This window comes from Pseudorhodobacter wandonensis, from assembly GCF_001202035.1.
In the GTDB taxonomy this organism is placed as follows: Bacteria; Pseudomonadota; Alphaproteobacteria; order Rhodobacterales; family Rhodobacteraceae; genus Pseudorhodobacter; species Pseudorhodobacter wandonensis.
On the sequence record NZ_LGHT01000044.1, the window covers coordinates 409,616 to 435,902 of the forward strand.

26 protein-coding genes are annotated in these 26,287 nt (G+C 57.1%); 8 read left to right on the plus strand and 18 right to left on the minus strand.

The window, feature by feature from the left end:
* Positions 1 to 349 precede the first annotated feature (349 nt).
* The 5 genes from AKU79_RS16940 to AKU79_RS16960 form a co-directional block, all read right to left on the minus strand.
* Positions 350 to 2,575 carry a hypothetical protein gene (locus tag AKU79_RS16940; RefSeq protein WP_050524735.1) on the minus strand — a complete coding sequence of 742 codons (2,226 nt, stop codon included), beginning with the start codon at positions 2,573 to 2,575 and terminating at the stop codon, positions 350 to 352.
* The gene (gene motA, locus AKU79_RS16945) at positions 2,572 to 3,441 is read right to left on the minus strand and encodes a flagellar motor stator protein MotA (protein WP_050524736.1); all 870 of its coding nucleotides are present in this window, start codon (positions 3,439 to 3,441) and stop codon (positions 2,572 to 2,574) included. Before motA ends, AKU79_RS16940 begins: the two co-directional genes overlap by 4 nt.
* Positions 3,442 to 3,507: 66 nt before the next feature.
* The gene (locus AKU79_RS16950; protein WP_050524737.1) at positions 3,508 to 4,095 is read right to left on the minus strand and encodes a MotE family protein; all 588 of its coding nucleotides are present in this window, start codon (positions 4,093 to 4,095) and stop codon (positions 3,508 to 3,510) included.
* Positions 4,092 to 4,478 carry a hypothetical protein gene (locus tag AKU79_RS16955; protein ID WP_050524738.1) on the minus strand — a complete coding sequence of 129 codons (387 nt, stop codon included), beginning with the start codon at positions 4,476 to 4,478 and terminating at the stop codon, positions 4,092 to 4,094. The genes AKU79_RS16950 and AKU79_RS16955 overlap by 4 nt, the downstream gene beginning before the upstream one ends.
* A gap of 13 nt (positions 4,479 to 4,491) precedes the next feature.
* Positions 4,492 to 4,974 (minus strand): flagellar basal body-associated FliL family protein, encoded by a 483-nt coding sequence (locus AKU79_RS16960; protein ID WP_050524874.1) that lies wholly within the window; start codon positions 4,972 to 4,974, stop codon positions 4,492 to 4,494.
* 121 nt (positions 4,975 to 5,095) lie between these two features.
* Here AKU79_RS16960 and fliF point away from each other — a divergent pair, with 121 nt between their 5' ends.
* From fliF to fliP, 4 genes are read left to right on the plus strand one after another with little or no spacing between them, the layout of a single operon-like run.
* A complete protein-coding gene (gene fliF, locus AKU79_RS16965; RefSeq protein ID WP_050524739.1) occupies positions 5,096 to 6,718 on the plus strand; it encodes a flagellar basal-body MS-ring/collar protein FliF in 1,623 nt (540 codons plus the stop codon).
* On the plus strand, positions 6,718 to 7,314 hold the full coding sequence (locus tag AKU79_RS16970) for a FliH/SctL family protein (protein WP_050524740.1): 597 nt from the start codon (positions 6,718 to 6,720) through the stop codon (positions 7,312 to 7,314). Before fliF ends, AKU79_RS16970 begins: the two co-directional genes overlap by 1 nt.
* Positions 7,307 to 7,579 (plus strand): FliM/FliN family flagellar motor switch protein, encoded by a 273-nt coding sequence (locus tag AKU79_RS16975; RefSeq protein ID WP_050524741.1) that lies wholly within the window; start codon positions 7,307 to 7,309, stop codon positions 7,577 to 7,579. The genes AKU79_RS16970 and AKU79_RS16975 overlap by 8 nt, the downstream gene beginning before the upstream one ends.
* A complete protein-coding gene (fliP, locus tag AKU79_RS16980; RefSeq protein ID WP_050524742.1) occupies positions 7,576 to 8,295 on the plus strand; it encodes a flagellar type III secretion system pore protein FliP in 720 nt (239 codons plus the stop codon). The genes AKU79_RS16975 and fliP overlap by 4 nt, the downstream gene beginning before the upstream one ends.
* A 252-nt stretch (positions 8,296 to 8,547) precedes the next feature.
* Here fliP and AKU79_RS16985 read toward each other — a convergent pair whose 3' ends face one another.
* From AKU79_RS16985 to AKU79_RS16995, 3 genes are read right to left on the minus strand one after another with little or no spacing between them, the layout of a single operon-like run.
* Complete coding sequence (locus AKU79_RS16985) at positions 8,548 to 9,576, minus strand: OmpA family protein (RefSeq protein WP_050524743.1); 1,029 nt, start codon at positions 9,574 to 9,576, stop codon at positions 8,548 to 8,550.
* Complete coding sequence (locus AKU79_RS16990; RefSeq protein WP_050524744.1) at positions 9,573 to 10,301, minus strand: GNAT family N-acetyltransferase; 729 nt, start codon at positions 10,299 to 10,301, stop codon at positions 9,573 to 9,575. Before AKU79_RS16990 ends, AKU79_RS16985 begins: the two co-directional genes overlap by 4 nt.
* Positions 10,298 to 11,020 (minus strand): competence/damage-inducible protein A, encoded by a 723-nt coding sequence (locus AKU79_RS16995; RefSeq protein ID WP_050524745.1) that lies wholly within the window; start codon positions 11,018 to 11,020, stop codon positions 10,298 to 10,300. The genes AKU79_RS16990 and AKU79_RS16995 overlap by 4 nt, the downstream gene beginning before the upstream one ends.
* A gap of 138 nt (positions 11,021 to 11,158) precedes the next feature.
* On the opposite strand from AKU79_RS16995, the gene map reads away from it, so the two are divergent.
* Entirely contained in the window at positions 11,159 to 12,043 is an 885-nt protein-coding gene (gene map / locus AKU79_RS17000) for a type I methionyl aminopeptidase (RefSeq protein WP_050524746.1), read from the plus strand.
* A gap of 158 nt (positions 12,044 to 12,201) precedes the next feature.
* Positions 12,202 to 13,104 carry a hypothetical protein gene (locus tag AKU79_RS17005; protein ID WP_050524747.1) on the plus strand — a complete coding sequence of 301 codons (903 nt, stop codon included), beginning with the start codon at positions 12,202 to 12,204 and terminating at the stop codon, positions 13,102 to 13,104.
* A gap of 44 nt (positions 13,105 to 13,148) precedes the next feature.
* Here AKU79_RS17005 and AKU79_RS17010 read toward each other — a convergent pair whose 3' ends face one another.
* The 3 genes from AKU79_RS17010 to AKU79_RS17020 are packed head-to-tail and all read right to left on the minus strand — an operon-like array spanning position 13,149 to position 15,588.
* Positions 13,149 to 13,799 (minus strand): HAD family hydrolase, encoded by a 651-nt coding sequence (locus AKU79_RS17010; RefSeq protein ID WP_050524748.1) that lies wholly within the window; start codon positions 13,797 to 13,799, stop codon positions 13,149 to 13,151.
* Between the two features lie 17 nt (positions 13,800 to 13,816).
* Complete coding sequence (locus tag AKU79_RS17015; RefSeq protein WP_050524749.1) at positions 13,817 to 14,386, minus strand: RsmD family RNA methyltransferase; 570 nt, start codon at positions 14,384 to 14,386, stop codon at positions 13,817 to 13,819.
* Entirely contained in the window at positions 14,386 to 15,588 is a 1,203-nt protein-coding gene (locus AKU79_RS17020) for an NAD(P)/FAD-dependent oxidoreductase (protein ID WP_050524750.1), read from the minus strand. Before AKU79_RS17020 ends, AKU79_RS17015 begins: the two co-directional genes overlap by 1 nt.
* A gap of 104 nt (positions 15,589 to 15,692) precedes the next feature.
* Between AKU79_RS17020 and AKU79_RS17025 the strand changes: the two genes are divergently transcribed.
* Both AKU79_RS17025 and rnd read left to right on the plus strand, forming a co-directional pair.
* Positions 15,693 to 16,181: a peroxiredoxin gene (locus tag AKU79_RS17025; protein WP_050524875.1), complete on the plus strand. Its 489-nt coding sequence runs from the start codon at positions 15,693 to 15,695 to the stop codon at positions 16,179 to 16,181.
* A 129-nt stretch (positions 16,182 to 16,310) separates the two neighbouring features.
* Positions 16,311 to 17,468 (plus strand): ribonuclease D, encoded by a 1,158-nt coding sequence (gene rnd / locus AKU79_RS17030; RefSeq protein ID WP_050524751.1) that lies wholly within the window; start codon positions 16,311 to 16,313, stop codon positions 17,466 to 17,468.
* Positions 17,469 to 17,566: 98 nt separating this feature from the next.
* On the opposite strand, the gene AKU79_RS17035 is transcribed toward rnd, so the two are convergent.
* The 7 genes from AKU79_RS17035 to AKU79_RS17065 form a co-directional block, all read right to left on the minus strand.
* Entirely contained in the window at positions 17,567 to 17,881 is a 315-nt protein-coding gene (locus AKU79_RS17035; protein WP_050524752.1) for a 4a-hydroxytetrahydrobiopterin dehydratase, read from the minus strand.
* Positions 17,882 to 17,896: 15 nt separating this feature from the next.
* Positions 17,897 to 19,072 carry a GNAT family N-acetyltransferase gene (locus AKU79_RS17040; RefSeq protein WP_050524753.1) on the minus strand — a complete coding sequence of 392 codons (1,176 nt, stop codon included), beginning with the start codon at positions 19,070 to 19,072 and terminating at the stop codon, positions 17,897 to 17,899.
* 56 nt (positions 19,073 to 19,128) lie between these two features.
* Positions 19,129 to 19,899 (minus strand): glycerophosphodiester phosphodiesterase family protein, encoded by a 771-nt coding sequence (locus AKU79_RS17045; RefSeq protein ID WP_050524754.1) that lies wholly within the window; start codon positions 19,897 to 19,899, stop codon positions 19,129 to 19,131.
* A gap of 115 nt (positions 19,900 to 20,014) precedes the next feature.
* Complete coding sequence (locus tag AKU79_RS17050) at positions 20,015 to 20,476, minus strand: RidA family protein (RefSeq protein WP_050524755.1); 462 nt, start codon at positions 20,474 to 20,476, stop codon at positions 20,015 to 20,017.
* Between the two features lie 175 nt (positions 20,477 to 20,651).
* Entirely contained in the window at positions 20,652 to 21,986 is a 1,335-nt protein-coding gene (locus tag AKU79_RS17055; protein ID WP_050524876.1) for an HlyD family type I secretion periplasmic adaptor subunit, read from the minus strand.
* Between the two features lie 10 nt (positions 21,987 to 21,996).
* Positions 21,997 to 23,733, minus strand: a complete 1,737-nt coding sequence (locus AKU79_RS17060; RefSeq protein WP_050524756.1) for a type I secretion system permease/ATPase — start codon at positions 23,731 to 23,733, stop codon at positions 21,997 to 21,999.
* Positions 23,734 to 23,873: 140 nt separating this feature from the next.
* Positions 23,874 to 26,063 (minus strand): transglycosylase domain-containing protein, encoded by a 2,190-nt coding sequence (locus AKU79_RS17065; RefSeq protein WP_050524757.1) that lies wholly within the window; start codon positions 26,061 to 26,063, stop codon positions 23,874 to 23,876.
* Positions 26,064 to 26,287: the final 224 nt, after the last annotated feature.

Consider the following 26,287-nt stretch of genomic DNA (forward strand, 5'->3'; position numbering starts at 1 on the left):
TGTTCTGATCGAAATGGGCCACGGATAGTGATTTGGTAATCTGATTTGGCCAAGAAAGAAACAAGCTTCCGTGCCTGTGCTGTGAAAGATGAGAACCCGGAGGCTGAAACTGTTTACCAATCTTGCAATTAGCGGTTTTTGGGCTGTGGCGACTTTGCGCGCAGTCCTGGAACGCGCGACATTGCGGCAATTGCTAACGGTCTGTGTTTACTACAATTGTACCAGTCATCAGAGTCAATTCTGATGCCTTGCACAAGGGCTGTGCTATGGGCGACCGTCGAGAACAGCACTTCACTGGCCTTGGGGCAAGGACGTCCTGCAGTTTTGAGCCGCCGACAAGGCCATAAAGCTATTGCGTTTTGAGTTTTGCCAAAGACTGTGATGCCAAAAGTTGATTCAAAACCGCACGTGCAGCTTCGCTTTCTTTCAATGTGTCGCGCGTTCTGGCCAGTGGACCTTTGGTGTCAATACTCCCCTCTTTCACGGCCTGTCCCGAGGCTTGCTTGTCGGTAACACCCTGAAAGGTATTTGTTAGTGCCGCGGCCTCTTGCCAGATTCCGCTCTTGTCAAATTGCATCAGCTCAGGCCAGTCGCGCTTTTGCCGCGCGGCTATGCCCGCCTCATTTTCTTGGCCAGACTGGATAAGCTTGTCCACCGCGTCACCTGTCTGCAATTTTGCCAAGGCGCGCGCCCTAAGTTTGTCGCTGTCTGGGGTTTTCAAATTTTCAAGCAGATTTAGAACTTCCAAATCATTGTTAAGCATTAGCTGTGCCCGTGCTGCTAGGATCAAGCCTGTTTCGTCTTGTTCTGAACTTGGTTCCAACCAAAGAACAGCTTTGTCCGGGAAACCCAAGTCCAGCAAATGCCGGGCAATTTTTTGGCGTGTTTCCACCGCAACATCGGGCCTATCGTCCCGCGTTTCCAAGGTCGCCATAGTCAGAACTGCATCATCCGAGCCACGGCTGCCTAAAACATCCCAGATTTTTTTGGCTTTCAGGTCGTACCTGTCAACCTGTTCGAACGCTTCTCTGAAACGATTTTGTGAAGCATAGGCAAGCGCAAGGGCTTCACGCAGATTGCCCTCACTGGTTCCGCCTTGCGCCTCCTGAAGTTGGGCTTCTGCGGTGGTCGTCAAGTTCGGGGATACTTCCTGTCCACTTTCAACTTGTGTTTGGATTAGTGTGATTGTTGCAATGATGCCGGTCGGATTCGATGTTCCTGCCAACTGAGAAAGCTGGTTTTCGGCAGAGGCTATATCTCCATTTGTCAATTGCAAACGAGCATCCAGCATCGCTTGGGCTGGGTCTTGCTCTTGCGATGTACGGTTTATGGCATCGCGAACGGAAGCAGCAGTTGAATAGTCTTCAGCTGCTAAAAACCGTTCTGCCAAGCCCGGCCCAAGTTGGCGCCGCAGATGGATCGGAAGTGCCGAAAAAGCCCGCAGAACTGCGGGGATTGCAATGTGACCAAGTTGCTTTACCTCTTGTTTTTCAAGGACGGCCCACATGGCAGCATTGGTGTCACAATTCTCCATCCCAGCGAACGCTGAACCTGGGGGAAGCTCAAGGTCCACAATATAAGAAAGCGTTTCGAGCGTTGCACGATCGGCGGGGGAAGTCTTGAACGCGCTGGTCAATTGGCGCGCTTCTGCGCCAAATCCAAGAGCTAGAAAATAACGCATCGCCCGTTCAATCGCACCAACCTCCGGGTGGTCAAACTCTCCCACAAGATCGGTTGTGTTGTTTGCAAATTCAGATACCACTTGTGTCGGGTCGGCCCAGTCTTCAACATTCAGGTGTTCGTTTGGAATGCAATCATAGCCTGCCGCAGTCATCTCATCTTGGTTTGGCCTAAGGGTTCCGGCGACGACGCCCATTTCGCGTTGAATTCTTATATTGCTATTCGATGCTTTCCCCGTGTTGGGTTTCGTTGCATCGGGCATTTTTACAACCGTCTCTACGACTCCTGCCGCGGCTCCCTTACTCAACTGCATTTGCAACTCGTTCCTTACACCCGCCAAAGAAGGGGCAGTCATGAAAGAATTGGGGGCAGCAATACTAGGGGAAAGGCGCGAGGCTTGGGCGATTGCGCCGATGGCTTCAAACGGCAGCTGTGGTCTTGCAGTGTCTGCGTTCGTGATAATTTGATGCGGCGCTTCCGGCCTGCGGGTCTGTTTCTCTATTGATCGACCGTCTTGGTCCAGTTCAAATACCGAACCTGTTGGGGCCGCGCCATCCTTGATATCCAGGACCAAAACACCTGCTTGCAAAGCAAATGGGGCCGCGAAGCATTCGCAGGAAAGGACTAGCTGGAGTGTGTCATCCTTTGCGACCATGTCTGCGATGCGCTGGTTCGATATGCGCCTAAAGGCATCGGTCAAATCAAATCGTACATCCTTGCCATCCACGACAAGATCATAACCTTCAGGGGTTCGATACAAACGCCACGGTTCACTATTCGGCCAAGAAACAACCAGTCTGGTAAACCCTTCGTGTTCGCCAGAGCGCACAACAACGGTTTGCGCATTGGATGCGGTTGAAAACCACACAAGCAATAAGAACAGAACAGCTTTCATGCCGCGTCTTGCTTCAAAGCACGCATCGCTTCTTCGAGATCGCTGAACGTGGGCCGCACGTGATGTGGCGTGTTTTGACGCCCTACCTCTATGCATATATTCGGGGCGTGACTGTATAGGTTTGCGATCAGTACCTCGCGAATCAAGAGATAAAAGTGATTGTCTTCTTCGGTCACAGTTTTCACACGTGTCGCGAACGGGCCGACAATTCCGTAAGCAAGAAAAACGCCCAAAAACGTTCCGACCAAAGCGCCACCGATCATTTTTCCAAGAATTTCCGGTGGTTGATCCAAGGCGCCCATGGTTTTGATAATTCCAAGAACGGCCGCCACGATCCCCAGCGCGGGCAAGGCATCGGCAACACTCTGGAGCGCATGGCTTGAATGCATTGCGTGATGTTGATTTGTTTCCATCCTTTTATCCAAGACCTCCTCCACTTGGTGTGGGTCGTCATAGTTCATTGATGCTGCGCGCAGCGTGTCACAGATCAGTTCAACAGATTCGTGGTCGTGTTGAATCCTCGGGTAGCGACCGAAGACTGCAGACTCTGAAGGGTTTTCGATATGTTCTTCCAGAGCAACCGGGTTGGTTCTGGCGATGCGCACCAGCTCAAAAAGCAAACAAAGCAGGTCTCTGTAATCCGCAGGTTTCCACTTGGGGCCTTTGAAAACTTTGCCAATATCCTTGGCAGTTTGTTTTACCGATACCAGATCATTCGAAAGCAAGAATGTTCCGAGCGCGGCCCCGCCGATCATCACCATCTCGAATGGCATAGCCTTTAAAATGATCCCCAGCTTACCGCCGGCTAGCATATACCCGCCAAAAACCATCACGAATATGACAACGAGTCCGATAACGCCAAACATTGCACGCTCCTGTTTTCAATCTGCAATTAGGGTGACAGAGTCGGGTTAACAAAGACTGATGATGCGCTAGTTCTTCGGCACATTTGCGTTTCGGCCTGCAAGAATGACGCTGATCGCATAGGCGTCTTCAGGCGTCATTCCTGACATGATTGCGGCCGAGGCTTCTGGCCGCATCCTGCCTAAAAAGCCGGCAGCAAACTCCGGTGCCATTGCTGAAAACAGGGCTGCGGCATCTTTCGGTTTCATCGATTGGTACACGTCTGTAAGTCGGGTCAGATCCGCCTCAGACGCCCCGTCAGCGCGGGCCAGGGTTTCGTTTAACTGATCTTCGGCTGTGGCAAGCGCTTTCATCCTGATATCAATGGCTTGGTCTGCCAAAGCAAGCGCCGCCAATCGATCTTCCAAAGCCGTTTCCTTGGCTGAAACACGTGCTTCCCGCTCGGAAAGGGCTTCGGCCAGCGCGGCCGGTGGCTTGGGGCAATCCAATGCAGGCAGAGAATGCGCGTCGTTTTCAGGGGTGGTTGCCCGTGCAATAGCTATGCCAAGCCCGTCACCCAGACGCAGGGCCCCCGAAAAAGCCAGCAACATCGCAAGGATTACAAGTGTACCCCGCCCACCGCGACGCGCAGTTTTAGGATTTGCCTGCGGGGTCATTCTGCCGCCTCCAGGGTATCACTCGCTGCTTTCCTGCGCACAAAACGCAAGCGTTTTTCAGGCTCGGCCTGCGGTGGAGGAGGGGGGGATTTTTGCTCTTCGGGCAGGTCGTGCATTGACGCCAGCAACAGTTCCAGCCGTCCGGCGACATCTTCGCCTCGCTGCGTCAAGGTTTCCAGCGATTTGACCTGCCGGTCGGCGGCCTCGCGCGCAGTTTCAAGCGCGCGCGTCATGTCATCCACTTGGGCAGATAACACGGCGATGGCACCGCCCATACCGGTTTCAAGTGTTTGAAGTTTCTTAAGCCGTTGCGCCAGAACGTAGCAGTAGATAGCGGCCCCAAAGGCACCTGATGCCAACAGAATATCTGCGATAAGTTGCATGGTCTTCCCTAAACTAGTTCAAAACGAATTCGGTGATCAGAATATCGCGAACCCGGCCTTCGCCGGTTACGATTTGAATGCGGCGCAACATATGCGCGCGAATGCGAATCAAGGCGGAGGGGTCTTCTAATTGGGCCACGTCTATGGCCCTGAGATACCCGTTCAATACGTCTAAAATCCGCGGCATAAGAAGTGAAACTTCCTCGCTGGCAGGTTTATTTACCTCAAGTTGAGACGTGAACCGAAGGTGTTTTGCGCTTGCCTTGGGGCCAAGTGAAATCACGATCGGATCAACCGGAACAAAGGCAATATTGGGCAGCGGGCCCGCGATTTCGACCTCTGGCGCGGCATGCGACCCGCCAAGGATCATACCAGACCAGGTCGCATAGAATCCGCCGCCGCCAAGAACAAGCGCCAATACCAAACCGACCAGTATCGGCAGTTTTGACGCCTTTTTAGGGGGTTCATCTTCATTCGGGGTTTCGGCCTCTGCCATCGGGCGCTCCGTCATTTAAATCTAAATTCCATATAAACCGATGTTCACTAACCGATTGTTAAGACCAATCCGCGAAACCTGAATGCGAGAGGGGCAGAAGCCCTGAAAGGAAATAACTCGTATGCAAAACCTGATTTCGCTTTGGTCATCCCTCAATCTGCGGCGCCGTATCATTATTGTCGGGGCCACCGTCGCGATGTTTCTGGCCGTTTTTGGCCTTTCCCGTATGGCTGCGACGCCGGGAATGGCGTTGCTTTATGCGGGTTTGGATAGCAGCGCTGCCGGCGAGGTTATTCGTGCGCTGGATCAGCGCGGCGTTGTCTATGAAGTCGTTGGCGATACGATTCGGGTTGATGCCACCCAAAGGGATTCATTGCGCATGGTTTTGGCCGCCGAAGGCCTGCCCGCAACAGGTGCCGCGGGGTATGAGTTGCTGGATGGGCTGACGGGGTTCGGGACAACGTCCCAGATGTTTGACGCGGCCTATTGGCGCGCCAAAGAAGGTGAGCTGGCGCGGACTATCGTTGCAGCCCCTGCGATTCGCGCCGCGCGGGTTCATATTGCGCAGGTGCAATCTCAACCCTTTCAGCGCGACCGCCATCCGACGGCAAGTGTGACGGTTACATCTGCCTCTGGCACCCTTTCCGAAACGCAGGCCAATGCGGTTCGTCATCTGGTTGCAGCCGCAGTTTCCGGGATGCAACCCGCTGATGTGTCAGTAATTGATAGCGTTGCGGGGTTTATCCCTTCTGGTGAAGGTGCGGCCAGCCCAGGTTTTGGCGCGGATTCGCGCGCCGAAGATTTGAAGCGCAATATCGAACGGCTTTTGGTTGCCCGGGTAGGCCCCGGCAAGGCTGTGGTTGAGGTCTCGATCGAGGTAGAGACGGATCGCGAGCAAATAACCGAGCGCAAGTTTGATCCTCAGGGGCGGGTCGCAATATCGTCCGATTCGGAACAGCGCAGCAACTCTGCAAGCCAGCCCGCCGGAGATGTTACTGTCGCCTCCAACCTGCCGACCGGTGATGCAGCGAATAACGGCCAAGGCAAAAGCAACTCTACCGAGACGCGCGAAAGGGTGAATTTTGAAGTTTCGGAAACCCAACGGGAAATCTTGAAAAGTCCGGGTGCCCTGCGGCGGATTTCGGTGGCTGTCTTGGTTGACGGTGCACAGGTAACTGCGGCGGATGGCACGGTTTCATGGCAGCCACGCAGCGAAGCAGAACTTGCTGATTTGCGCGAGTTGGTGAAAACGGCAGCGGGACTGGATGAGGCAAGGGGTGATGCACTGGTCTTGAAATCGCTGGAATTTGAGCCCCTTTCCGACGCCGGGACTGTTGCCGAGGCCAGTATGTTGTCTATTTTTGGCCCGCTTGACCTGTTGTCGATCATTCAGGTGGCAATTCTGGCGCTTGTCGCGCTGATCTTGGGGCTGTTCGTCTTGCGCCCTCTGCTTACGGCGACCGCCAGACCAGCCAGCGCCAACATTGGTAACGATCGTGCTTTGGCCTTGCCTGCAAACGAAGATGTGGCCGAGCCGCGGCAAGCCAGTGTTCCGCGTGTTTTGACCGGTGAAATAGATGACCATGATTTGCCAGATCTGCCGATCGTGTCCAAAGACTTTGATGCAGATGCCAAGCTGTCAGATCCGATGGATCGCCTGCGCCGTCTGATCGATGAACGGCAGAGCGAGACGGTCGAGATTCTGCGCGGCTGGATGGAGACCGAAGAAGAGGAGCAAGTCTAATGCCCCCGTTGCAGCTGGAAGTTTTCGTGGCCGCAGGTGACCCCAAGGTTGCGGCAGAGCCCGCCGATCTGGACGCAATCGACGAAGCCAGGCTTGCGTCATACGAACAGGGTTATGCGGCCGGATGGGACGACGCGGTTTCGGCGCAAGGCGAAGAGAAAAACCAGCTAGCGGCCGATCTAGCGCATAATTTGCAATCGCTCGGGTTTACCTACCATGAGGCACGCGTACATGTTCTGCGCGCGCTTGAACCGCTATTGGCTGAACTCGTTGGCCAGTTTTTACCAGAAGTCGCGAAATCTGCCCTTGGGGCTACGGTCCTGCAAACATTGCTGCCGCTGGCCAAAAACACTGCCGATTTGCCGATCAAAATTCTGTTCAATCCTGCAAGCCGCGGCGCGATCGAGCCATTCTTACAACAGGCAAATGGCCCTCCTCTTACGCTTGTCGAAGAGCCGACACTTGGCGAAGGGCAAGTGTTCTTGCTGCTCGGCGAAACCGAAATCCGGATCGACCTTGATGGCGCCATTGCTGAAACCAAAGCGGCCCTAAAGGATTTTTTCGATCTAATGACAAAGGACAAAAAGAATGGATGATCTTTCAGAGACAAACCCGTTTAGCCAAGTACCTATAGAAATTACCATTTCGGTTGGTCGGGCCCGCCCACAAGTGCGAGAGTTGTTGAAGCTTCAAAAAGATGCGGTTTTGGCCCTCGATCGCCGCGTTGATGACCCGGTAGAGCTTTGGGTTGGTGACCGCCTGATCGCCCGTGGCGAGCTTGAGGAAATGGAAGGCGAAAATGCTGGCCGTCTGGCTGTTCGCCTGACCGAGGTGGCAAACCTGCGCGGAGGTTTGTCATGACAAAGGCGTTGGGCTTGGCGCTGACGCTATTGCTGTTCGCCTCTCCGGCGTTGGCCCAGCAATTCACTTTAGATCTTGGCGAAGGGCCGACCCTGTCTGGGCGTGTGATACAACTTTTCTCACTGGTCACTGTTCTCAGCCTTGTGCCGGGCATTGCTGTGATGGTGACGTGTTTTCCTTTCATCGTGACGGTCCTGTCGATCTTGCGGCAAGCGATCGGCCTGCAACAATCGCCGCCGAACATGATGATCATCAGCCTTGCTTTGTTTCTGACCTGGTTTGTAATGGAGCCGGTGTTCACCGAGGCTTGGGTAAAGGGCATTCAACCGCTCACCGAAAACAAGCTTCCTGTTGAAGAGGCTATGACGTCAACAATTGCCCCATTCCGCGTCTTTATGGCGGCGAGAATGGACCCCGATACCTTTGCCACCATGCAGGCGATGCGACCGGGGCAAGTGTCGACGCCGGTCGATGCATCGCTTTCGCTTTTGGTGCCATCCTTCCTGCTGTCAGAAATTCAAAGGGCGTTTGAAATCGGCTTTCTGATCTATTTGCCCTTTTTGATCATCGATCTCGTTGTCGCGGCCGTCCTTATGTCGATGGGGATGATGATGGTTCCGCCAGCGGTTGTCTCGATGCCGTTCAAGCTTGCGTTCTTTGTGGTCGCCGATGGCTGGGCTTTGGTTTCCAGCGCCTTGGTCAGGAGCTTTTCTTGAACATTTTTGCCCAATACAGCAATCCGCCGACAGGGTCGCGAAACGCCTGTCCTCATAATAGAAAACGGTTTTGGCGCGCGGTATTTTCGGGTACGCATTACTTCGGTCACCCCAAGGCTCAGCCTCAATTGCCTGTTCAATCAGAAAATCTTGTTTCCAGAACAGATTGTTCCGGCCAGCCATCGCGCAACGCGACCGTCTGTTTCTGGGCAACCGGATTGAAAGCGTTGCCAAAAGAATTACGGCGGGGCTTTACTGGACCGAGGTCAAAACGGCTTCGACCCTTCGGTTTATCCGTCGGCCTTCCTCGGTTTGGTTGGTTGCGATCGGCGACAGGTAGCCCACGCCCTGCGCCTCAATTTGCGCGGGCGGAATGCCATAAGATTCAATCAACCTTTGGCGAACCGAGGCCGCGCGGCGTTTTGAAATCAACAGATTGCTATCCAAGCCACCAGAGGCATCGGTATGGCCGACAAGAGCCACCGTCTTATCCGGATTTTCTTTCAACCATTCGGCCAAGGCAGCCAGTGATTCATAGCGCCCTTCGGTCAGATCGGCGGCGCCGCTGCCGAAATCCAACCCTTTCAGCACCATGGCCCCTTTCGTCATCAACAGCGATTGGTCCGACATCGCTTCTGCCTCGGGCAACAGCGGGGGTTGGTTCGGCGCAGCAAGTATCAAACTATTGCCTGTCAAAGGACCAAGGTTTTCGCCCACGCCATTCGTCGCAGCAAAAAGCGGGGGGCCAGCATCGGCCAGCGCCCGCGTGATCTGCACAAAGCCTTTGCTGGCTGACCGGCTGACCATCAAACCAACGGCCTCGGTATCATTCGCCACTTTGCGTTTGGCTGACAGAAATCTGAAATCGCCCAGATCGACATGCATCTGCGGTTCGGGCAACACGTCGATTGCAAAGCGAAAATCAAACCCGCCACAGGCCATCGTTTCACATTCGAAAACCGGCTCAAAGCCGGCTGCTATCAACTGGGCGCGCAAAGGTTGCATAAGGTCCAGACTGCTCAGGCCGGGTGTATCAACCTGCCAAGCTGCCCGCTCGACCATCCCATCGATGATTTGCGTTGGAAAACCCTCGGGGCGCCATGCCCCTGTTGGCATTGCATAGCTGTCACGCGTCAGGGTCGGTCCTGCGGTTGGCGTGGCGGGGCCGGGAAATTCCAGCGTAAAGGCCGCAGCGACAGAACTGCCAAGCAGCCAGCAGGTGACTGCTCGGCACAGCCATCGGGGCGCAAATCCGTTCGATAGGGCCTTATGGCGCGTCACTGCTCCGGCACCTCATGGGTTGGTTTTTTCCGGTAGTGATACTGTCCCACAACTTCCATTCCAAGGGAAGCGTAGAGCGCACGCGCCCCCGCATTCGCCTGCGTTACCGCAAGGCACAGCGTCCCAGCCCCTTGATCTTGTGCCCATGAGGCTGCCATCCGCATGATGTTGTTGGCCGCGCCTTGTCTGCGTTGGCTCGGGCAAACCTCTAGCGCGTGCAACATCGCGATTTTGCCAACGCAGGCCACAAAGGCCACCCCCGAGGCGCGGTCATTCACCCGCCCCAATATTGTGGTTTTGGCCCCTTTGGCGCGGTCCATCACGGCCAGCCTGCCGGGGCCAATACCTGCATCGGCCCAAATCTGGGCCGCAATGCCAAGCGGTGGCCACGTGGCAAAGGCCGACATCGGCGCGGGCTGGGCCAAAGCCGCGACAGGGGTCGCATAAACCACCACCGGGTCGTGCCGCAGATAGCCGCGCATTTCTAACAACTTGTCCAATTCAGCATCGCTATGCCGTACCATGAACAGCGGCTCTTGCCCTAGGGCCTGCATGGCGGCCTCGGCCATCGCAATATCGGCATCTGTTACCTCGGCCTCGGCCGTTGCTGCCGAAACGCGCTGCCCACCGCCCAGACCTTTGCGGATCATCCATGGCCCTTTGCGCAGCAATTCCGCTGCAGGCCAACTATGCTCTAGCACATCGTAAATTTGCGCGGGCGTCATGCGGGGAACAGCGCAGCTAGACGTGTCATCGCGGCATCAATCTGGCCGGCGTCAGTGCCACGGATCACCAAATTTGTACCATGCGCGCCGTTTTGGGTAAAAGGATACGACCCCATCGACAGATCAGGATATTCGGCCGCAAGCGCGCCAAACGGTTCGGCCACCTCGCCCTCGCCGCGATTGACGCGCAGGGATTGGCTAAGCAATGGCGCCCCCCCTGTCAGATTTGGCAAAACGCTGGCAACCATGGCCTGAAAAATATTCGGCACCCCCGCCATCACATGCACATTGCCCAGTGTAAAACCGGGCGCGATAGAGATCGGGTTGTCGATCAGTGTAGCACCATCAGGAATACGTGCCATACGCTGTCGCGCGTCATTAAATGGCATCCCTGCGCGCTCATAATGCGCGGCCAACAGCGCCATCGCATCGGCCCGCTTGCTGATCGGCACGCCAAAGGCTGCCGCAATTGCTTCGGCCGTAATATCATCATGTGTCGGCCCAATACCGCCCGAGGTGAACACATGGTCCACCCCCGCCCGCAGCGCATTTACCGCGGCAATAATCGCATCCCGATCATCCGATACCACCCGCACTTCGGCCAGGGGAATCCCGTGGCGCGTCAGCTCGCCCGCCAAAAAATGCATGTTGCTGTCGCGGGTTCGCCCTGACAAAATCTCGTCACCAATGACCAGCATCGCAGCAGTCGGGTTGGGCATTTGTGGCTCCTTCAGCGTTGTTCCCTTATCGGTATAGGGCGCGGGCAGGGTGGTTTCAAACTCAGTTTGTCGCAGCCTCTGGCCATTTTGCCTTGATAAGCCTATTTTGGCGCAAAGAGATCAGGATGAGGCCAGGTTTTGGACGATACACGCGGACGGATGACAAAAGACGGCATTCGCATCTATGAAGATGCCGATTTCGCAGGCATGCGCGCGGCAGGTCAGGTGGCTGCCGAGATTTTGGATCTGGTCGGCCCCTTGGTCGTACCCGGTGCGACCACCGGCGCATTGGATGCCTTTATCACCGCCGAGGTCGAACGCCGCGGCGTTACGTCAGCCACAATTGACTATCGCGGCTATAAACATGCTTCGTGCATTTCGGTAAACCATGTCGTCTGCCACGGCATTCCGGGTGCAAAAATTCCAAAGCGGGCCAATGATGTGCTGCGCGATGGCGATATTTTGAATGTCGATGTTACAGTTATCAAAGATGGTTGGTTTGGCGATACCAGCCGGATGTATGTTGCAGGCACTGCCAAACCCTTTGCCCAACGGCTGATGAAGGTGACGCATGACAGTCTGATGCTGGGGATTGAGGCGGTAAAGCCGGGCGCAACCTTTGGCGATATCGGCTATGCAATCCAATCCTATGCCGAAAAGAACGGGCTTTCCGTGGTGCGCGATTTCTGCGGCCACGGCCTTGGCCGCGTGTTCCATGCCCCGCCAAATGTGCTGCATTACGCCAATTTCCGCAAAGACGCGCAGGGCAACAAAGTCTCGGCTCTGCGCCGCTCGATCGAGGATCGGACAGCCGTGCTGGAAGAGGGCATGTTTTTCACCATCGAGCCGATGATAAACATGGGCCGCCCCGAAACCGAAGTTCTGTCGGATGAGTGGACAGCGGTCACACGCGATGGAAAGCTTAGTGCCCAGTATGAACATTCGATTGGCGTTACCGCCACAGGGGCCGATATTTTCACCCTGTCACCGGGCGGCGTGTATAAATCCGCGTTTGAGGGGTGATTTCGCAGCCTTGCGCAGCCCATAAACTGGCAAATCCAGTGCTATATTAGGCACTTTGGGCCTGTTTGCAGCAAAAACCCTGCGCCGACTCTTGTTTCAAATCACGCTGTATGAGATTGTTATCGCATAAAAAGAATAACATCTTGAGGCGCGTAAAAATGAAGAGCATCTTAATCTCTGCCGTCGTTCTGGCGGCGGCCCTCCCTGCAGTGGTCGCGGCGCAAACGCTGGATGGTTCAGCGACTGTCGGCTACGGCTATAGCAATGTCATGGGTGGGTCGAACATCCATACCCCCAGTATCGACGGGCGGTTCGACTATGATACCGGAACCGGCTTGCATTACGGGGTCGATATTTCCGGCTTTCGGGGCACCGTCAACGGTCTGAACGGCAAAGTCAGCGCCTTTATGGGTGGTCTGAATGCCGGCTACAAGTTTTCCAACGGTCTCAATGTCGGCGCTTATGGCGAAAGCGCCAGCGTCGATGTGACTGGCCTCGGGGGGGATCGTACGGCCCATTCTATCGGCCTGACGGGTGGCTACGACGTTGAAACCGCCAAGATTTCGGGCTTTATCGGCAGAACCAAAACCAACCCCTCTTTGCCTGCCGGGACTGATGTAAAGGATTACGGCATCTCGGGCCGTGTCAGCGCGTCTGACCAGGTCACCATTGGCGGCAGCTTGGTGCGCAGCACCGTTTCGAATGGCGGTGCCTCGGCCGATCTGGATTTTGTCGGCCTTGGTGGCGCCTTCAAGGTTGACCCGAGCTGGACGCTGTTCGGCGGTCTGACCGATAGCAACCTCAGTTCGCTGGGCAGCGTTACGACCTTTGGTCTCGGCGCCAGCTTTGATCTGTCGAACGCCATGCGCGAAGGCACCAATGTATCGGTTGAGATTGCGCGCAGCAATGTCACAGGCACAGGCCACATGAACACATTGCGGATTGGCCTTAGCGTGCCAATCGGCGTCGGCTCTAACCCGGTGCCGTTGAACAGCGTTGCCGATGCAGCGATCAGCCCGCGGCATAACGCGCTCAGCTCGGCCGTTTTGTCGGGTTTCTAAGGGTTGGTCAGGCCCGAGGGCTTTGTGCTCTCGGGTCCGGCACCTTACACCAATCCGATCTTGGCGGGAATGTCGCGCAAAGACCTGATCACCTCGGCCCCGGTGGCGGCCAGCCGCGCACCGTCATCATGCTCGGCCAAACCAAGGCAGCGCATTCCGGCGCGGGCCGCCCCGGTACAGCCGGTCGGGCTGTCATCAACCACCACACAATCGGCGGGTGCCACACCCAAGGCGCGGGCGGCATGAAGCCAAAGCCCCGGATCGGGTTTCGGGCAGCCCAGGCTCTGGCCCGAATACAAATGCCCGCCCAGCCGTGCCATAACCGCAGGGTGCTGGCCCAATGTGATCTGCATCTTTTGGTCCGACCCGTTTGACCCGACGGCATAGGTAATCCCCGCCGCGTCCAAGGCATCCAGCACCTCAGCCACGCCATCGATCAGCGCCGTCCCTTGCGCCAGCCGCGCATACATCCGCGCGTAAAAATCATCGACCCAGGTATCGGGCAAATCGGCCCCAAGCCCGCGCGCCACCGTAAACAGCCCGCCAATCGTGCCGCCAAGGAACTTTTGCTCCATTTCGGCACGTGTCAATTGCAGCCCATGCGCGGCCAGATCCTCGGCCAACAGGTCAAAGGCTGTGGCCTCGCTGTCAACCAGCACGCCGTCGCAATCGAAAAGTATGGCTTTGGGGGTCATAATGCGGCCTTTCGGGCTCAGGATTGGGGGGCGCGTAAAATGGTGATCGTGGTGTCGCCATATTTGCGCGCGTCCAGTTTGGCAAATTCGGGTGGCACCGTAATGGCGGCGCTTTCTTCCCACACCACAACGGCGCCGGCGGCGATCCAGTTGCCACGGGATGCCGCGGCCAAGGCAGCCTCGCCCAGCTGCTTGCCATAGGGTGGGTCAAGGAAAACCAGCGTAAAGGGCGCTGCGGTATTGGGGGGCAACTGCACGGCATTCTGGTGCAAAACCGTTGCAGTAAGGCGGGTGATTTCAAGGTTGCGCTTTATCAAGGCCAGTGCCGCCTTGCCGTCATCCACCAATGTCGCATGCGCTGCCCCCCGGCTCAGCGCCTCCAGCGCAAGCGCACCGGTGCCTGCAAACAAATCCAGCACCCGCGCGCCGGTAACCGGATTCGGCCCGCCATCCAGCCGCCCGTTGATCAGCAGGTTAAACACCGCCTCGCGCACGCGGTCGGACGTAGGGCGCAAATGCGCCGCCATGTCCCCTTTGCCAATATCGGCCAAATGGGTGCCGCGATTGCTGCCACCGATAATCCGCATTACTTCAACAGCGCCTTCAACTCGGTTTCAGGGTTGGCAACCAGCGCTGGTTCCGGCGATTTTCCCATCGCCAGCAAGCGCTTGGCCACCATAAACGCACGCGGGTCATTCATCGCATCCACAGCCAGCAATTGCGGGCCTTTGTAATACCAGAACGACACCGCGCCCTCAGTCCGCCGCGTGGCAATATGGTCATAGCCCGTATTCAAACCCGCAATTTGCAGCTTGATATCGTATTGGTCCGACCAGAACCACGGCTCGGGCACATAATCCTTATTCGCGCCCAACAAGTTGGCGGCGACACATTCGGCCTGATCAATCGCATTGGGCACCGATTCCAGCCGCATCCGCCCCGCAGGCGTCGGAAAGCTGGCGCAATCGCCTGCCGCCCAGACATGCGGCGCGCTGGTGCGGCCCAAAGCATCGGTCGCAATGCCGTTATCCAGCGCAATGCCAGAGGCCTGCGCCAGATCGGTGGCAGGCGTAATCCCCACGCCGACAATCACAAAATCGGCAGGCAATTCGCGGCCATCAGTCAGGCGCGCAGCAGTCACATGGTCGCCGCCGATCAGGCGCTCCAGCCCCGTAGCCTCAATTATCTTGACACCATGCGCGCGGTGCAAATCACGGAAAAAATCCGAGGTTTCAGCCGAGGCAACTCGCTGCAAAATCCTCGGTGCCATTTCGACAACTGTTACATCCAGCCCCAGTTTGGCCGCAACAGCCGCACCTTCCAGCCCGATATAGCCGCCGCCAACAATCACCACACGCTTGCCCGCCACAAAATAGGGCTGCATCGCATCGACATCCGCCAGATCGCGCAGCGTGAACACACCGGTCAAAGCGCCGCCAATGCTTGCGGGCAGGCGGCGTGGCACCGACCCCGTGGTCAGCACCAAATCGGTATAGGCCAACACCTCATCGCCCAGCCGAACCGTCTTGGCCGCCGTGTCAACCGCATCAACCGTTTGGCCCATGCGCAGCGCTATGTTTTGCTCGGCATAAAACGCCTCGGGGCGCAGGAACAGCCGCTCTAACGGCATTTCGCCCAGCAGATAGGCCTTGGACAAAGGCGGACGCTGATAAGGGGGCAAGCGTTCCGCACCGATCAACGTAATTGCGCCCGTATCGCCCAAAGCCCGCAGCTTTGCGACCAATGACGCGCCGGACTGACCGGCCCCGATAACAATAGTGTGCTTCATTTCTGGCCCTTTACACCTCGCACGACCATATACACACTGGTCGGGCAACCGATGGCAGCCTATATCTGCCAGTGATAGAAACACAACGCATGAGGGTGAACAACGTGACAATTTCTGTAGGCGATACACTGCCAGAAGTGAATTTGCAGCGTCTGGGCGAAGCTGGGCCAGAACAGGTTAGCGTGGCTGACCTGACCAAAGGCCGTAAAGTGGTGATTTTCGCGGTGCCGGGCGCCTATACCCCCACCTGCCATTCCGCCCATGTTCCCAGCTTTATCCGCACCAAAGACGCCTTTGCCGCCAAAGGCGTGGATGAGGTGATCTGTGTGTCGGTTAACGACCCCTTTGTGATGAAAGCATGGGGCGAAACGACAGGTGCCGCCAACGCAGGCATCAACATGTTGGCTGACGGAACCGGCGCCTTTACTGCCGCGCTGAACATGGCGTTTGACGCGCCGCCCGCTGGTTTGATGGCCCGCTCAAAGCGCTATGCGCTGCTGGCTGAAAATGGCGTGGTCAAGGTTCTGCACCTCGAAGAAAGCCCTGGCGCCTGCGAAATCTCGGGTGGTGAGGCGTTGTTGGCCGCGATCTGAGGCTAAAACACCAAAATGAGTCCGGTATAGACCTGCAACTTTGCGTTGCAGGTCTTTCATTTACCGCATTGCACCCCTATAGCGACGCTGCGGGATGACCCCGTGCCAATAGCTTTCAGCAGGAAACCGATGCGCACTATTACCACCACAGACGACCTGGCCGCCTTTTGTGAGGCCGCCAAACGTGAACCCTATGTGACAATCGACACCGAGTTTTTGCGCGAACGCACTTATTGGTCCAAGCTTTGTTTGATACAAATGGCGCTGCCCGGCGAAAAGGGCGATGCCGTCCTGATCGACCCGATCGAAGGGCCGGATATGTCAATGGAACCGCTCTATGACCTGTTCCGGCATGAGGCAACGGTCAAAGTATTCCACGCCGCGCGGCAAGATCTGGAAATCTTTTTCGTCGAGGGCAACTGCTTTCCCAAACCACTGTTCGATACCCAAGTTGCCGCGATGGTTTGTGGCTTTGGTGAACAAGTCGGCTATGAAACCCTGGTTCGCAAAATCGCGCATCAACCCTTGGATAAAACCAGCCGCTTTACCGATTGGTCGCGCCGCCCGCTGACCGAGGCGCAAAAGACCTATGCGCTGGCCGATGTGACGCATTTGCGGGTGATCTATGAATTTCTGGCCAAGCAACTTGCCGAAAGCGGTCGCCAGATTTGGGTCGAAGAAGAGTTGGGCGTTCTGACCGACCCCGAAACCTATACCATTCGCCCGCATGAGGCATGGCAGCGGATCAAAACCCGCACCAACTCGGGCCGCTTTCTGGCTATTGTCAAAGAACTGGCGAAGTTTCGCGAAGAATACGCCCAAGGCAACAACGTGCCGCGCAGCCGGGTTATCAAAGATGACGCGCTGTTGGAACTGGCCTCGACCAAGCCGACCAATGTCGAGGAATTGGGCCGTTCGCGCCTGCTGTTGCGTGAGGCGCGGCGCGGAGAAATTGCTGATGGTCTGTTGGCCGCAGTAAAGGCCGGGGTTGAGGCCAAGCCCGAAGACCAGCCCAAACCGGATACCAAGAAAGACCAAGTGCAGGTAAACCCCGCTTTGGCCGATTTGCTGCGCGTATTGTTGAAAGCAAAGTCCGAGGAATTGGGCGTCGCGGCGAAACTGATCGCCTCGGCCTCGGATCTTGATCTGATTGCCGCCGGGCAGCGCAAGGTCCCGGCGCTGGCAGGCTGGCGGAATCAGGCCTTTGGCGAAGATGCCTTGCGTTTGTGTCGGGGGGAAATCGCGCTCTCGGCCAAAGGGAATTCCATCAAGGTCGTGCGGCTTTAAAGGCTCGATTTTACCGCGCACTTCAGGAATAGGCGGTTGGGCGTTGCGCGTGATGTCGGGCGGCAGAATAGGTATTTTTGCCAAGATGAAATGGGGCGCTAGCCCTGTGCAAGACTGTCCATCTTGGTTGCAAGTTTGATATCCAATTCGGTCAGCCCGTCCACGTCATGCGTGACAAGTGTAACCACCACGGTTTTATAGACATTGGACCATTCGGGGTGGTGGTTCCATTTTTCCGCCCAAAGCGCTGCCCGCGTCATAAAGCCAAACGCCTCGATAAAGTTGCGAAACTGGTATGTTTTGGTGATCGCGTCACGGTTGGGCAATTGCGCCCAGCCATTTGCCAGTAACGGCGCAAGCGTATTGCGATCTTGCAACCTTTCGGCGGGTTTCTTGTTTGGGGTCAGGGTCATCGTGGCCTCTTGCGGTTATGGATGTTCGGATTGTACATGCCGAAAGGGGCCGTAACTGGTCAGCACCTCGATATCTTCTGTGACCGCGTTACGCTCGGCCGTAAGAAATTCTGCCACGGCGCGGGCAAAACCATCATTCGCCACCCAATGCAAAGAATGCACGGGCACTGGCAAATAGCCGCGGGCGAGTTTGTGGTCGCCCTGGGCGCCCGCCTCGACCCGTTCCAGCCCATGGGCGATGGCCCAATCGATGGCGCGGTAATAGCACAGCTCAAAATGCAGGCAGGGATAGTCTGCGGTGCACCCCCAATACCGGCCATAAAGCGTTTTACGCCCGATGAAATTCAGCGCGCCGGCAATGGGCGTGTCTTGGTCATAGGCCAGCACCAGCAAGATATCATCGCGCATGCTGTCGTGGAACGCGTCAAAGGCCGCACGGGTCAGATAGGGCGTGCCCCATTTGCGCGCGCCCGTGTCTTGGTAAAACTGCCAAAACGCTTGCCAATGCGCGGGCTGAATTTCGTCACCCGTCAGGCATTTGATCGCAAGCCCTGCGCCATTTGCGGTTTGGCGTTCCTTGCGAATGGCTTTGCGTTTGCGAGATGACAGATCCGCCAGGAATTCGTCAAAATCGGCATAGCCGTTGTTATGCCAGTGATATTGCTGCGTGATGCGGTGCATCAAGCCCAACTCTTCGCCGCGCGTAGCCTCGTCTTGGGTGCAAAACGTGATGTGCAGTGACGACAGCCCATGTTGCTTGGCCACTTGGGTCGCGCCCGAAATCAATGCGGCGGTACCTTCGGTCTCATGCCCGTCCAACACAAGAAAGCGGCGGCCCGTTGCGGGGGTAAAAGGCACCGCAACCTGAAGTTTGGGGTAGTAGTCGCCGCCTGCACGTTCAAACGCCTGTGCCCAGCCGTGATCAAAAATATACTCGCCTTGCGAGTGCGATTTGACGAACATCGGCATAGCAGCAATAGATTTTCCGTTTTTGCGCACCATCATTGGCCGCGCTTGCCACCCCGAACGCCCGCCGATCGACCCAGAGCTTTCCAGCGCCGCCAAGAACCGATGCGTGGTAAACGGGTCGGCCGGCCGGCCGTTTGCAGCCTCGGGGCAGGCCAGCGCATCCCATTCTTGCGCCGGGATTTCCGAAAAGGCGCTGTGCAAAGTTATTTCAATCTCGGCCATGGAATATCCTGAACAGGCATTGCGTTGAAATCAAGCTATGGCCCTGGGTTCAGGTTTCAAGTCGGAAAGGGGGCGAGGTACTGCTCAAAGGTAATGTTATGCGCATGCTCGCGGGCTTTGGCCTCGGCGTCGGGCGAAGTGATTGTCCAGCACAGAATCGAGGCGCCTTGATTGCGCAAGTCAGCCACGCGCGGGCGCATCAAATCCTGCGCCTCATGCGAAATGAAGCAGGCTTTGGCGTGGTCATAATCGGGTATTTCGCGCAAACGGTCACAAACTGCAGGGGCGATGGGTTGCCATTCTGCCGGATCAAAAGACGAAGTGGTGATGCCGCGTGGTACGTTTGGCAGCAGCCGCGCCATCACAATCACCGAATTGGGGTTGAATGACATGAGCGCAACCGGCCCGTCATAATCGGCCAAAGCTTGTGCGGTTGCCTGTTCAAGCTTGCCATCGGTCGGGCCAAGCTCTCCTTGCTGATCCTTCAGTTCGATGAGCAAAGGTACCTTGCCTGCAACCAGTTTCAGCACTTGCTTCAGGCTGGGAATGTTCTCGCGTCCGCCGCGCAAAGGGATGTGGGACAATTCGGTTGACGAGCGCTGGTTGATCGGGCCGGTCTCCATTGTCAAACGGTCCAGCGTTTCATCGTGAAACACCATAGCTTGGCCGTCGCGCGAAAGTTGCAGATCAATCTCTATCGCATAGCCCGCTGCAATCGCGGCCTTGATTGCGGCACGCGAGTTTTCGGGGCGGCCGTCGGTGACATCGTGCAAAGCGCGGTGCGCGATTGGCTTGATTAGAAAGTCAGGGTGCAGAGAGTTTGACATGATGTTTCACTATTTGGCCGGCAGGGGCGGGGGGCTGTCTGCCCCCCAATCCGGTTTTGGCGTTGCCAAAACCTTCCCCCCCCGAGGATATTTTTAGATAGATGATATTGGGGGCTCAGACTGAGATCTCAAAGATACCTTCGATTTCGACAGCAACACCCAAAGGCAAAGAAACCGCCGAAACGGCAGATCTGGCGTGCCGCCCAGCATCACCCAAAATATCCACAAGGAAATCTGAGGCGCCATTGATGACCTTTGGCTGATCGGTGAAGTCGGCGGTGGAATTGACAAAGCCGGTTAGTTTTACAACCCGCTTGAGCCGCGAAAGATCGCCGTCACAGGCGGCGTTTACCTGAGCCAGCAACGAGATTGCGCAGCGCTGCGCGGCGGCGGCGCCCTCTTCGGCGGACATTGTGTCGCCCAGCTTGCCTTTGATCAGACCCTCGGCATTCTGGCTGATTTGGCCCGAGACATAGAGCGTGTTGCCGGTCAAAACATAAGGCACGTAATTCGCGGCAGGGGCCGGAGCGTTTGGCAAGGTGATGCCGCGTTCGGCGAGGCGGGACGAGATATTCATGCAGAGTCCTTTCGGTGTTTGTGCATACCTAGCTGTTTTTTTCTACTTGGTGAAATGTAAAATGCGGCAAGCGTGGTGTGTGCTGCGGGTTCCACAGGCATTTGGCTTGGGTTCTAGAGATTTCGCCGCCTGACGGAATTATGAACATCCGCGCTGGACAAGACATTTTCGCTCGTCAGCTTTCGCGAAAGGCGCGTGAGAAATAGTCGCTGAATGGTTTGAAAAGATAGGCCAGAGGCGTGCGCATATCGGTATGAATAAACGCCTCGACCGGCATGCCGGGAAGCAGGGTCAGGCCGCCAAGTTTGCTCAACTCATCCTTTTCAGGCACAATTTCGGCGCGATAATAGGGCATCTGGGTGTATTGATCAGTTAGCACATCGGCCGAGATCACGGAAATATGGCCAATAATCTCGGGGGTTGTGCGGGCCGGAAATGCCGAGAACCTTAGTTGTGCCGGCTGGCCGATTCGGATTTGGTCAATCTGGAACGGTTTGATCTGCACCGAAATGACCAAGGGCCGGTCTTGTGGTATCACGTAAAGCACGGTGTCTGCGGCGCGCAAAACCGCACGCGGAGTTGTGACCTGCAGGCCAAACACGATGCCCGATACCGGTGCCACAATGTCCAACCTTGCCACGCGTTCGTTTAGCGCGCGGCGCCGTTCGGCAAGCTCTAGCGCGCGAAAGCCGATGTCGCGCAACTGGGTGTTCGCCTCTTCCCGCCGAGCGGTACCGAGCCTTAGACTCTCAATCTCGATCTCGGTCATGCGGCCTAGTGATTGTGCGCGATTGGCTGCCAATTCGCCCATCTGGCCTTCGATCTGTGCCGTTTCGCGTTGCAGTGCCAGCACGCGGGCGGCTTGCGTCAGACCTTTGGATTGCAACTGTTTTTGCGAAGTAAGCTCTTGCTTTATCAATGAAAGCTGCAAAGTCAGCGCCTTGGCTTGTGCGTCAATTCCGGTAATTTGGCTAACGATTTGGGTGCGGCGTTTGGATTGCTGATCGATTTGCCGCGCGAAATTCTCTTGTCGCGCATGAAAGAGCCTGCGCTGCCCGTCGATAAACCCTGCAACTTCGGCGCTGTGATTTGCGGCTGCAAGCAGTTCCGGCATGAATGTCACTTGGGGCCTGTCGTCGCGCTCGGCCTCTAACCGGGCACGTTGCGCCAGAGCTTCAAAAAATTGCCCCTCAACGATGGCCAACTCGGACTTTACGGCGGCACCATCCAGCCGCAGCAGCAAATCGCCGGCTTTTACGGCTTGCCCCTCAACCACATGGATCGAGGCCACGACGCCGCCATCGGGGTGTTGTACAACTTGGCGGTTTTGTTCCACCTCGATCTTGCCTGTGGCAATGATTGCCCCCGAAATAGTTGTGGCCGCGCCCCAGCCGCCAAAGCAAACCACAAGCAAAAACAATGTGATAAACCCCACGATTATCGGGTTTCGGGCCGAGAAGTCAGGTGCCGGATTTGGTGCCTCCTTGGGTTTTTGCGGGCCTTTCACCATGGTGTCTTGGTCATGCGACCCCTCCAAGCGGCGAAGCGCGCATAAGGTCGCCGTGGTTTTTCACCACCTCTCGCAGCACTTGATTGCGTGGGCCAAAGGCCCTGCGCATCCCATTCTCCAGCACCAAAAGCATATCACATTCCTGAATGGCGGGGGGGCGATGCGCCATTATCAGCACCGCATTGCCAGCGGCCTTCATCGATTTGATCGCGTGGTTCAGCGCGACCGAGCCTTCATTGTCGAGATTTGAATTTGGCTCATCCAGCACCAGCAGAATCGGATCGCCAAACAAGGCGCGTGCAAGTCCGATGCGCTGAATTTGCCCACCAGACATCCGCCCGCCAATTGCTGCGACGCGCGTGTCATAGCCTTCTGGCAGTTGCAAAATCATATCATGGGCTGCGGCGCGCCGTGCCGCATCAATGATTTGGGTGGGGTCAGGGTTCGGCGCCAGTCGGGCAATATTCTCGGCGATTGTGCCGTCAAACAGCGATACATTCTGGGGCAAATAGCCGATAAAGCTGCCCAATGTGTCGGGGTCATATTGATCGAGCGTTGCCCCATCAAGCCTGATCTTTCCAGCCGCAGCAGGCCAAATACCCGTCAGCGCCCGTGCGAGGCTTGACTTGCCCGCGCCGGAAGGCCCGATGACACCCAATGCCTGGCCCGGCAGCACCGTGAAAGCCACCGCGCGCAAGACAGGTTGACTGCCTTCGGGGGGCAGCACGGTAAGCGCCGATATGTCCAGAATGGCGCGGGGGCGTGGCAGGCTGGTTTTTGTGCGCAGGGCCGGCTGTTGCGCCAGTAATCCTGCCAGCCTGTCCCAGCCCTCTTGCGATCGCTGCACCAGCGCCCATTGGCCAACCACCATTTCAATGGGGGCCAAAGCACGCCCCATCAGGATCGAGCTTGCAATCATAGCGCCGGCCCCCAGCTCTCCTTTCAGCACCAGAAAGGCGCCAGTTCCCAGCATTGCCGATTGCAAGAACAGCCGAAACGTTCTGGATGTAACCGTAAATGCGCCGCCAATGTCACTGGCCTTGATGCTGGCTGCCAAAGCGGCCCCGCGGGCTGCATCCCATCTGCCGATTGTCGCACCTGCCATGCCAAGCGCCTGCACCGTCTCAGACTGTGCTTTCAGGTTCTCGCTCAATCGCTCGGCATGGCCAAGCGTCGCATTGGCAAGCATCAGGGGCGCTCGTGCAATGCTTTTGTTCAGGAAGGTTGCGCCGATCAGGCACGCACCGCCCAACAGCGCAAGCCAGCCCAAAACCGGATGAAAGATAAAAATCGCGCCAAAGAACAGCGGCGACCACGGAATATCAAAGAATGCCAGATGCACAGGCGAAGACAAAAACCGCTGCACAGCTTCCAGATCGCGCTGTGCCGCCAGCGCATTCGGGTCACTTGGCGTCAGCGCAAGGCGGCGCATTGCGGCCTGAAAAACCCGCCGGTCCAGCGCGTTTTGCACCCGCGCACCCAGCCGCGCCGTGATCCGGTTACGGGCATGGTCCAAAACCCCCATCGCAACAAACATCAACACAACCAATAGCGAAAGCGCCAGCAGGGTTTCTTCGGACCGGCTGGTCAAAACCCTGTCATAGACTTGCAGCATATACAGCGGCCCCGTCAGCATCAGCATGTTCACAAAAAAGCTGAACAGGAAAATAACCCCATAGAGCGCACGTCCGGTACGCCTGGCCTCGGACAGCTCTTGTTGGCCTGCGCGGTTGTCTTTGGGCGTCATGGCGTTCCGGTTCCGCTGGGCACGCGTGGTGCCGTTGATGGTCCAGTTCTGAAAATAGCGCTAAAGGCTTTCCAAAGACCTAACGCCGCAAGGTCTTTGCAAGGCAATGGCCAGCGGCGGCATACTACTGCCGCGGCCGCCTAGTTTCCGTTGAAAATGCCCAAAACCTCTTGCAAAATGCGATCGGCAAGCGGGTCGCCCTGTGGTGCTTGCGCGGCTGGTGCTTGCTGCTGATAGGTGGGTTCAGGCGCCTGCGATGGCGTGCCGGGGGGCAAGCGCGGCTCGGGGATCAGCATCGGCAAGGGACGCTCGGGCAGGCCTTCATGAACCCGCAGCATCACCTCATGCCAGATCTCGGCAGGCAAACCGCCCCCCGTTACACCTGCCAAGGGCGTGTTATCATCATAGCCCATCCATACACCGGCCACATAGTCGGCGGTAAATCCGATGAACCACGCATCCCGCGCGGCCGAGGTCGTACCGGTTTTGCCCGCAGCTTGGCGGGTGCCCAGCTTGGCCCGCCCACCCGTGCCTTCTTGTACCACCATATACATCATATAGGTCAGGTATTCCGCCGCCTGCTGCGAAATCACCCGTTCCCCGATCCCGCCATCCTGACCCAGCAGCGGCGTATCTTCGCCCTTCAGCCGCAGATCAACCAGCCCGTAAGGCCGCACCGAAGACCCGCCGTTCAAAATGCCGGCATAGGCGCCGGTCATCTCTAGCAAGCTCGATTCCGACGCGCCCAGGGCAAGGGCAGGGCCTGCCGCCAAGTCGCTTTCAATCCCGAACTCTGACGCCACTTTGCGCACCACATCGCGGCCCATGGCCTCGGATATCCGCACGGCGGCTGTGTTGACTGATTCCTCAAGCGCTTTGGTCAGCGTAATCAGGCCCAAGTATTTCTTGGTATAGTTTTGCGGCGAATACGGGCCGGAGCCTTTGATATTGATCGTCAAAGGCGAGTCTTCGACGTAATCGGCAGGGCTATAGCCCATGTCCATTGCTGCGGCATAGACAAACGGTTTGAACGCCGAGCCGGTCTGCCGCTTTGCCATTGTCGCGCGGTTAAAGCTGCCGGGGGGGGCCGCATGGCGCCCGCCAACCATCGCCCGCACCGCCCCATCCGCCGACATCACAATCACAGCCGCTTCGGTTTTCGACCCTTCGCGCAGCTTGGTGTCCAGCACCGCATGCAGCGCCGATTCCGCGGCCTCTTGCAGCTTTTGGTCCAGCGTGGTGCGCATGATCACGTCTTCGGTGGTGTCTTTGGTCAGGAAATCCGGGCCTTCGCCCATCACCCAATCGGCAAAATACCCGCCCGTGCGGGCCTCGGCGGCCTTTGACAGGGTCGCGGGGTGGCGCAGCGCGGCCTCATGCTCGGCCATCGTCAGATAGCCTTGCTCTTGCATCAAATCCAACACCACGGCCGCCCGATCCTGCGCGCGTTTCAGGTTGTTGGTCGGCGCATAGGTGGACGGCGCTTTCAAAAGCCCCGCCAGCATCGCGGCCTCGGCGGCATCAACCGATTTGGCGGATTTGCCGAAATAGCGCTGGGCTGCGGCCTCAAACCCGCGCGCGCCCGCACCCAGATAGGCGCGGTTAAAGTAGATCGTCAAAATTTCTTCCTTGGTATATTTCGTCTCTAACGCCAGCGCGAAGGGCACTTCGCGGATCTTGCGCACGATGCCCCCTTGGCGGCAGTCAGATTCGTAATCGCCTTCGGTTTTCCACTTGGTCGGGTCATATGGCACACCAAGGCACAGCAATTTGGCCACCTGCTGCGTAATGGTAGAGCCGCCGTTCCCCGACAAAGGCCCGCGCCCTTCGCGCATGTTGATGCGTATGGCCGAGGCAATACCGCGCGGCGAGATACCGTAGTGATAATAGAACCGCTTGTCCTCGGTCGCGACAACCGCGTCATGCAGGTATTTCGACACGGTTCCGGCCGAGCTCGACCCGCCAAAGGTTTCACCGCGCCAAGCAAACACCTTTTCATTGCGGTCCAGCAGCGTCACCGAGCCGCGCGCCCGCGCATCCAGCAAATCATTCACCGGTGGCAGTTGCGCATAGAAATAAAACACGACCAAGCCAAGGATCAGCGCACCAACCGCGCCAATCCGCCAGGCAAAGCCCCAGACAATGCGCCAGATCAGCCCGACGAATGCCGCGATCAGCCCCGAAAACCCGCGGCGCACCGGTTTCTTGCGCGGTGTGGGCTTGCGTGCAGCTTTTTCTTTCGGCGGAGGTGGCGTTTTCTTGCCCCCGGCAGGGGTCTTGTAACGCCGATCTGCCACCAAAGGAGGGGGCCTGTTGCCTGAATTGCTCATCTGCACTGCTTCCGCGTTTTCACGTTTTATTGGCGCTAGAATAACCTGCCCGAGTCTGTTTGTGAAAGCCTTAACGCCCTGCTAATCGACTCCTTTTGTGCCTAATTATTATGCGCGCGCGGCAAAAAGTGCAAAAATTGTGCAACAATAGGGATTCCGCCCCGTGAAAGGCCGTCCCGAACCTTGTGCGGCACCGGCAAACCAATGCCCTTGGAACCAGAGAG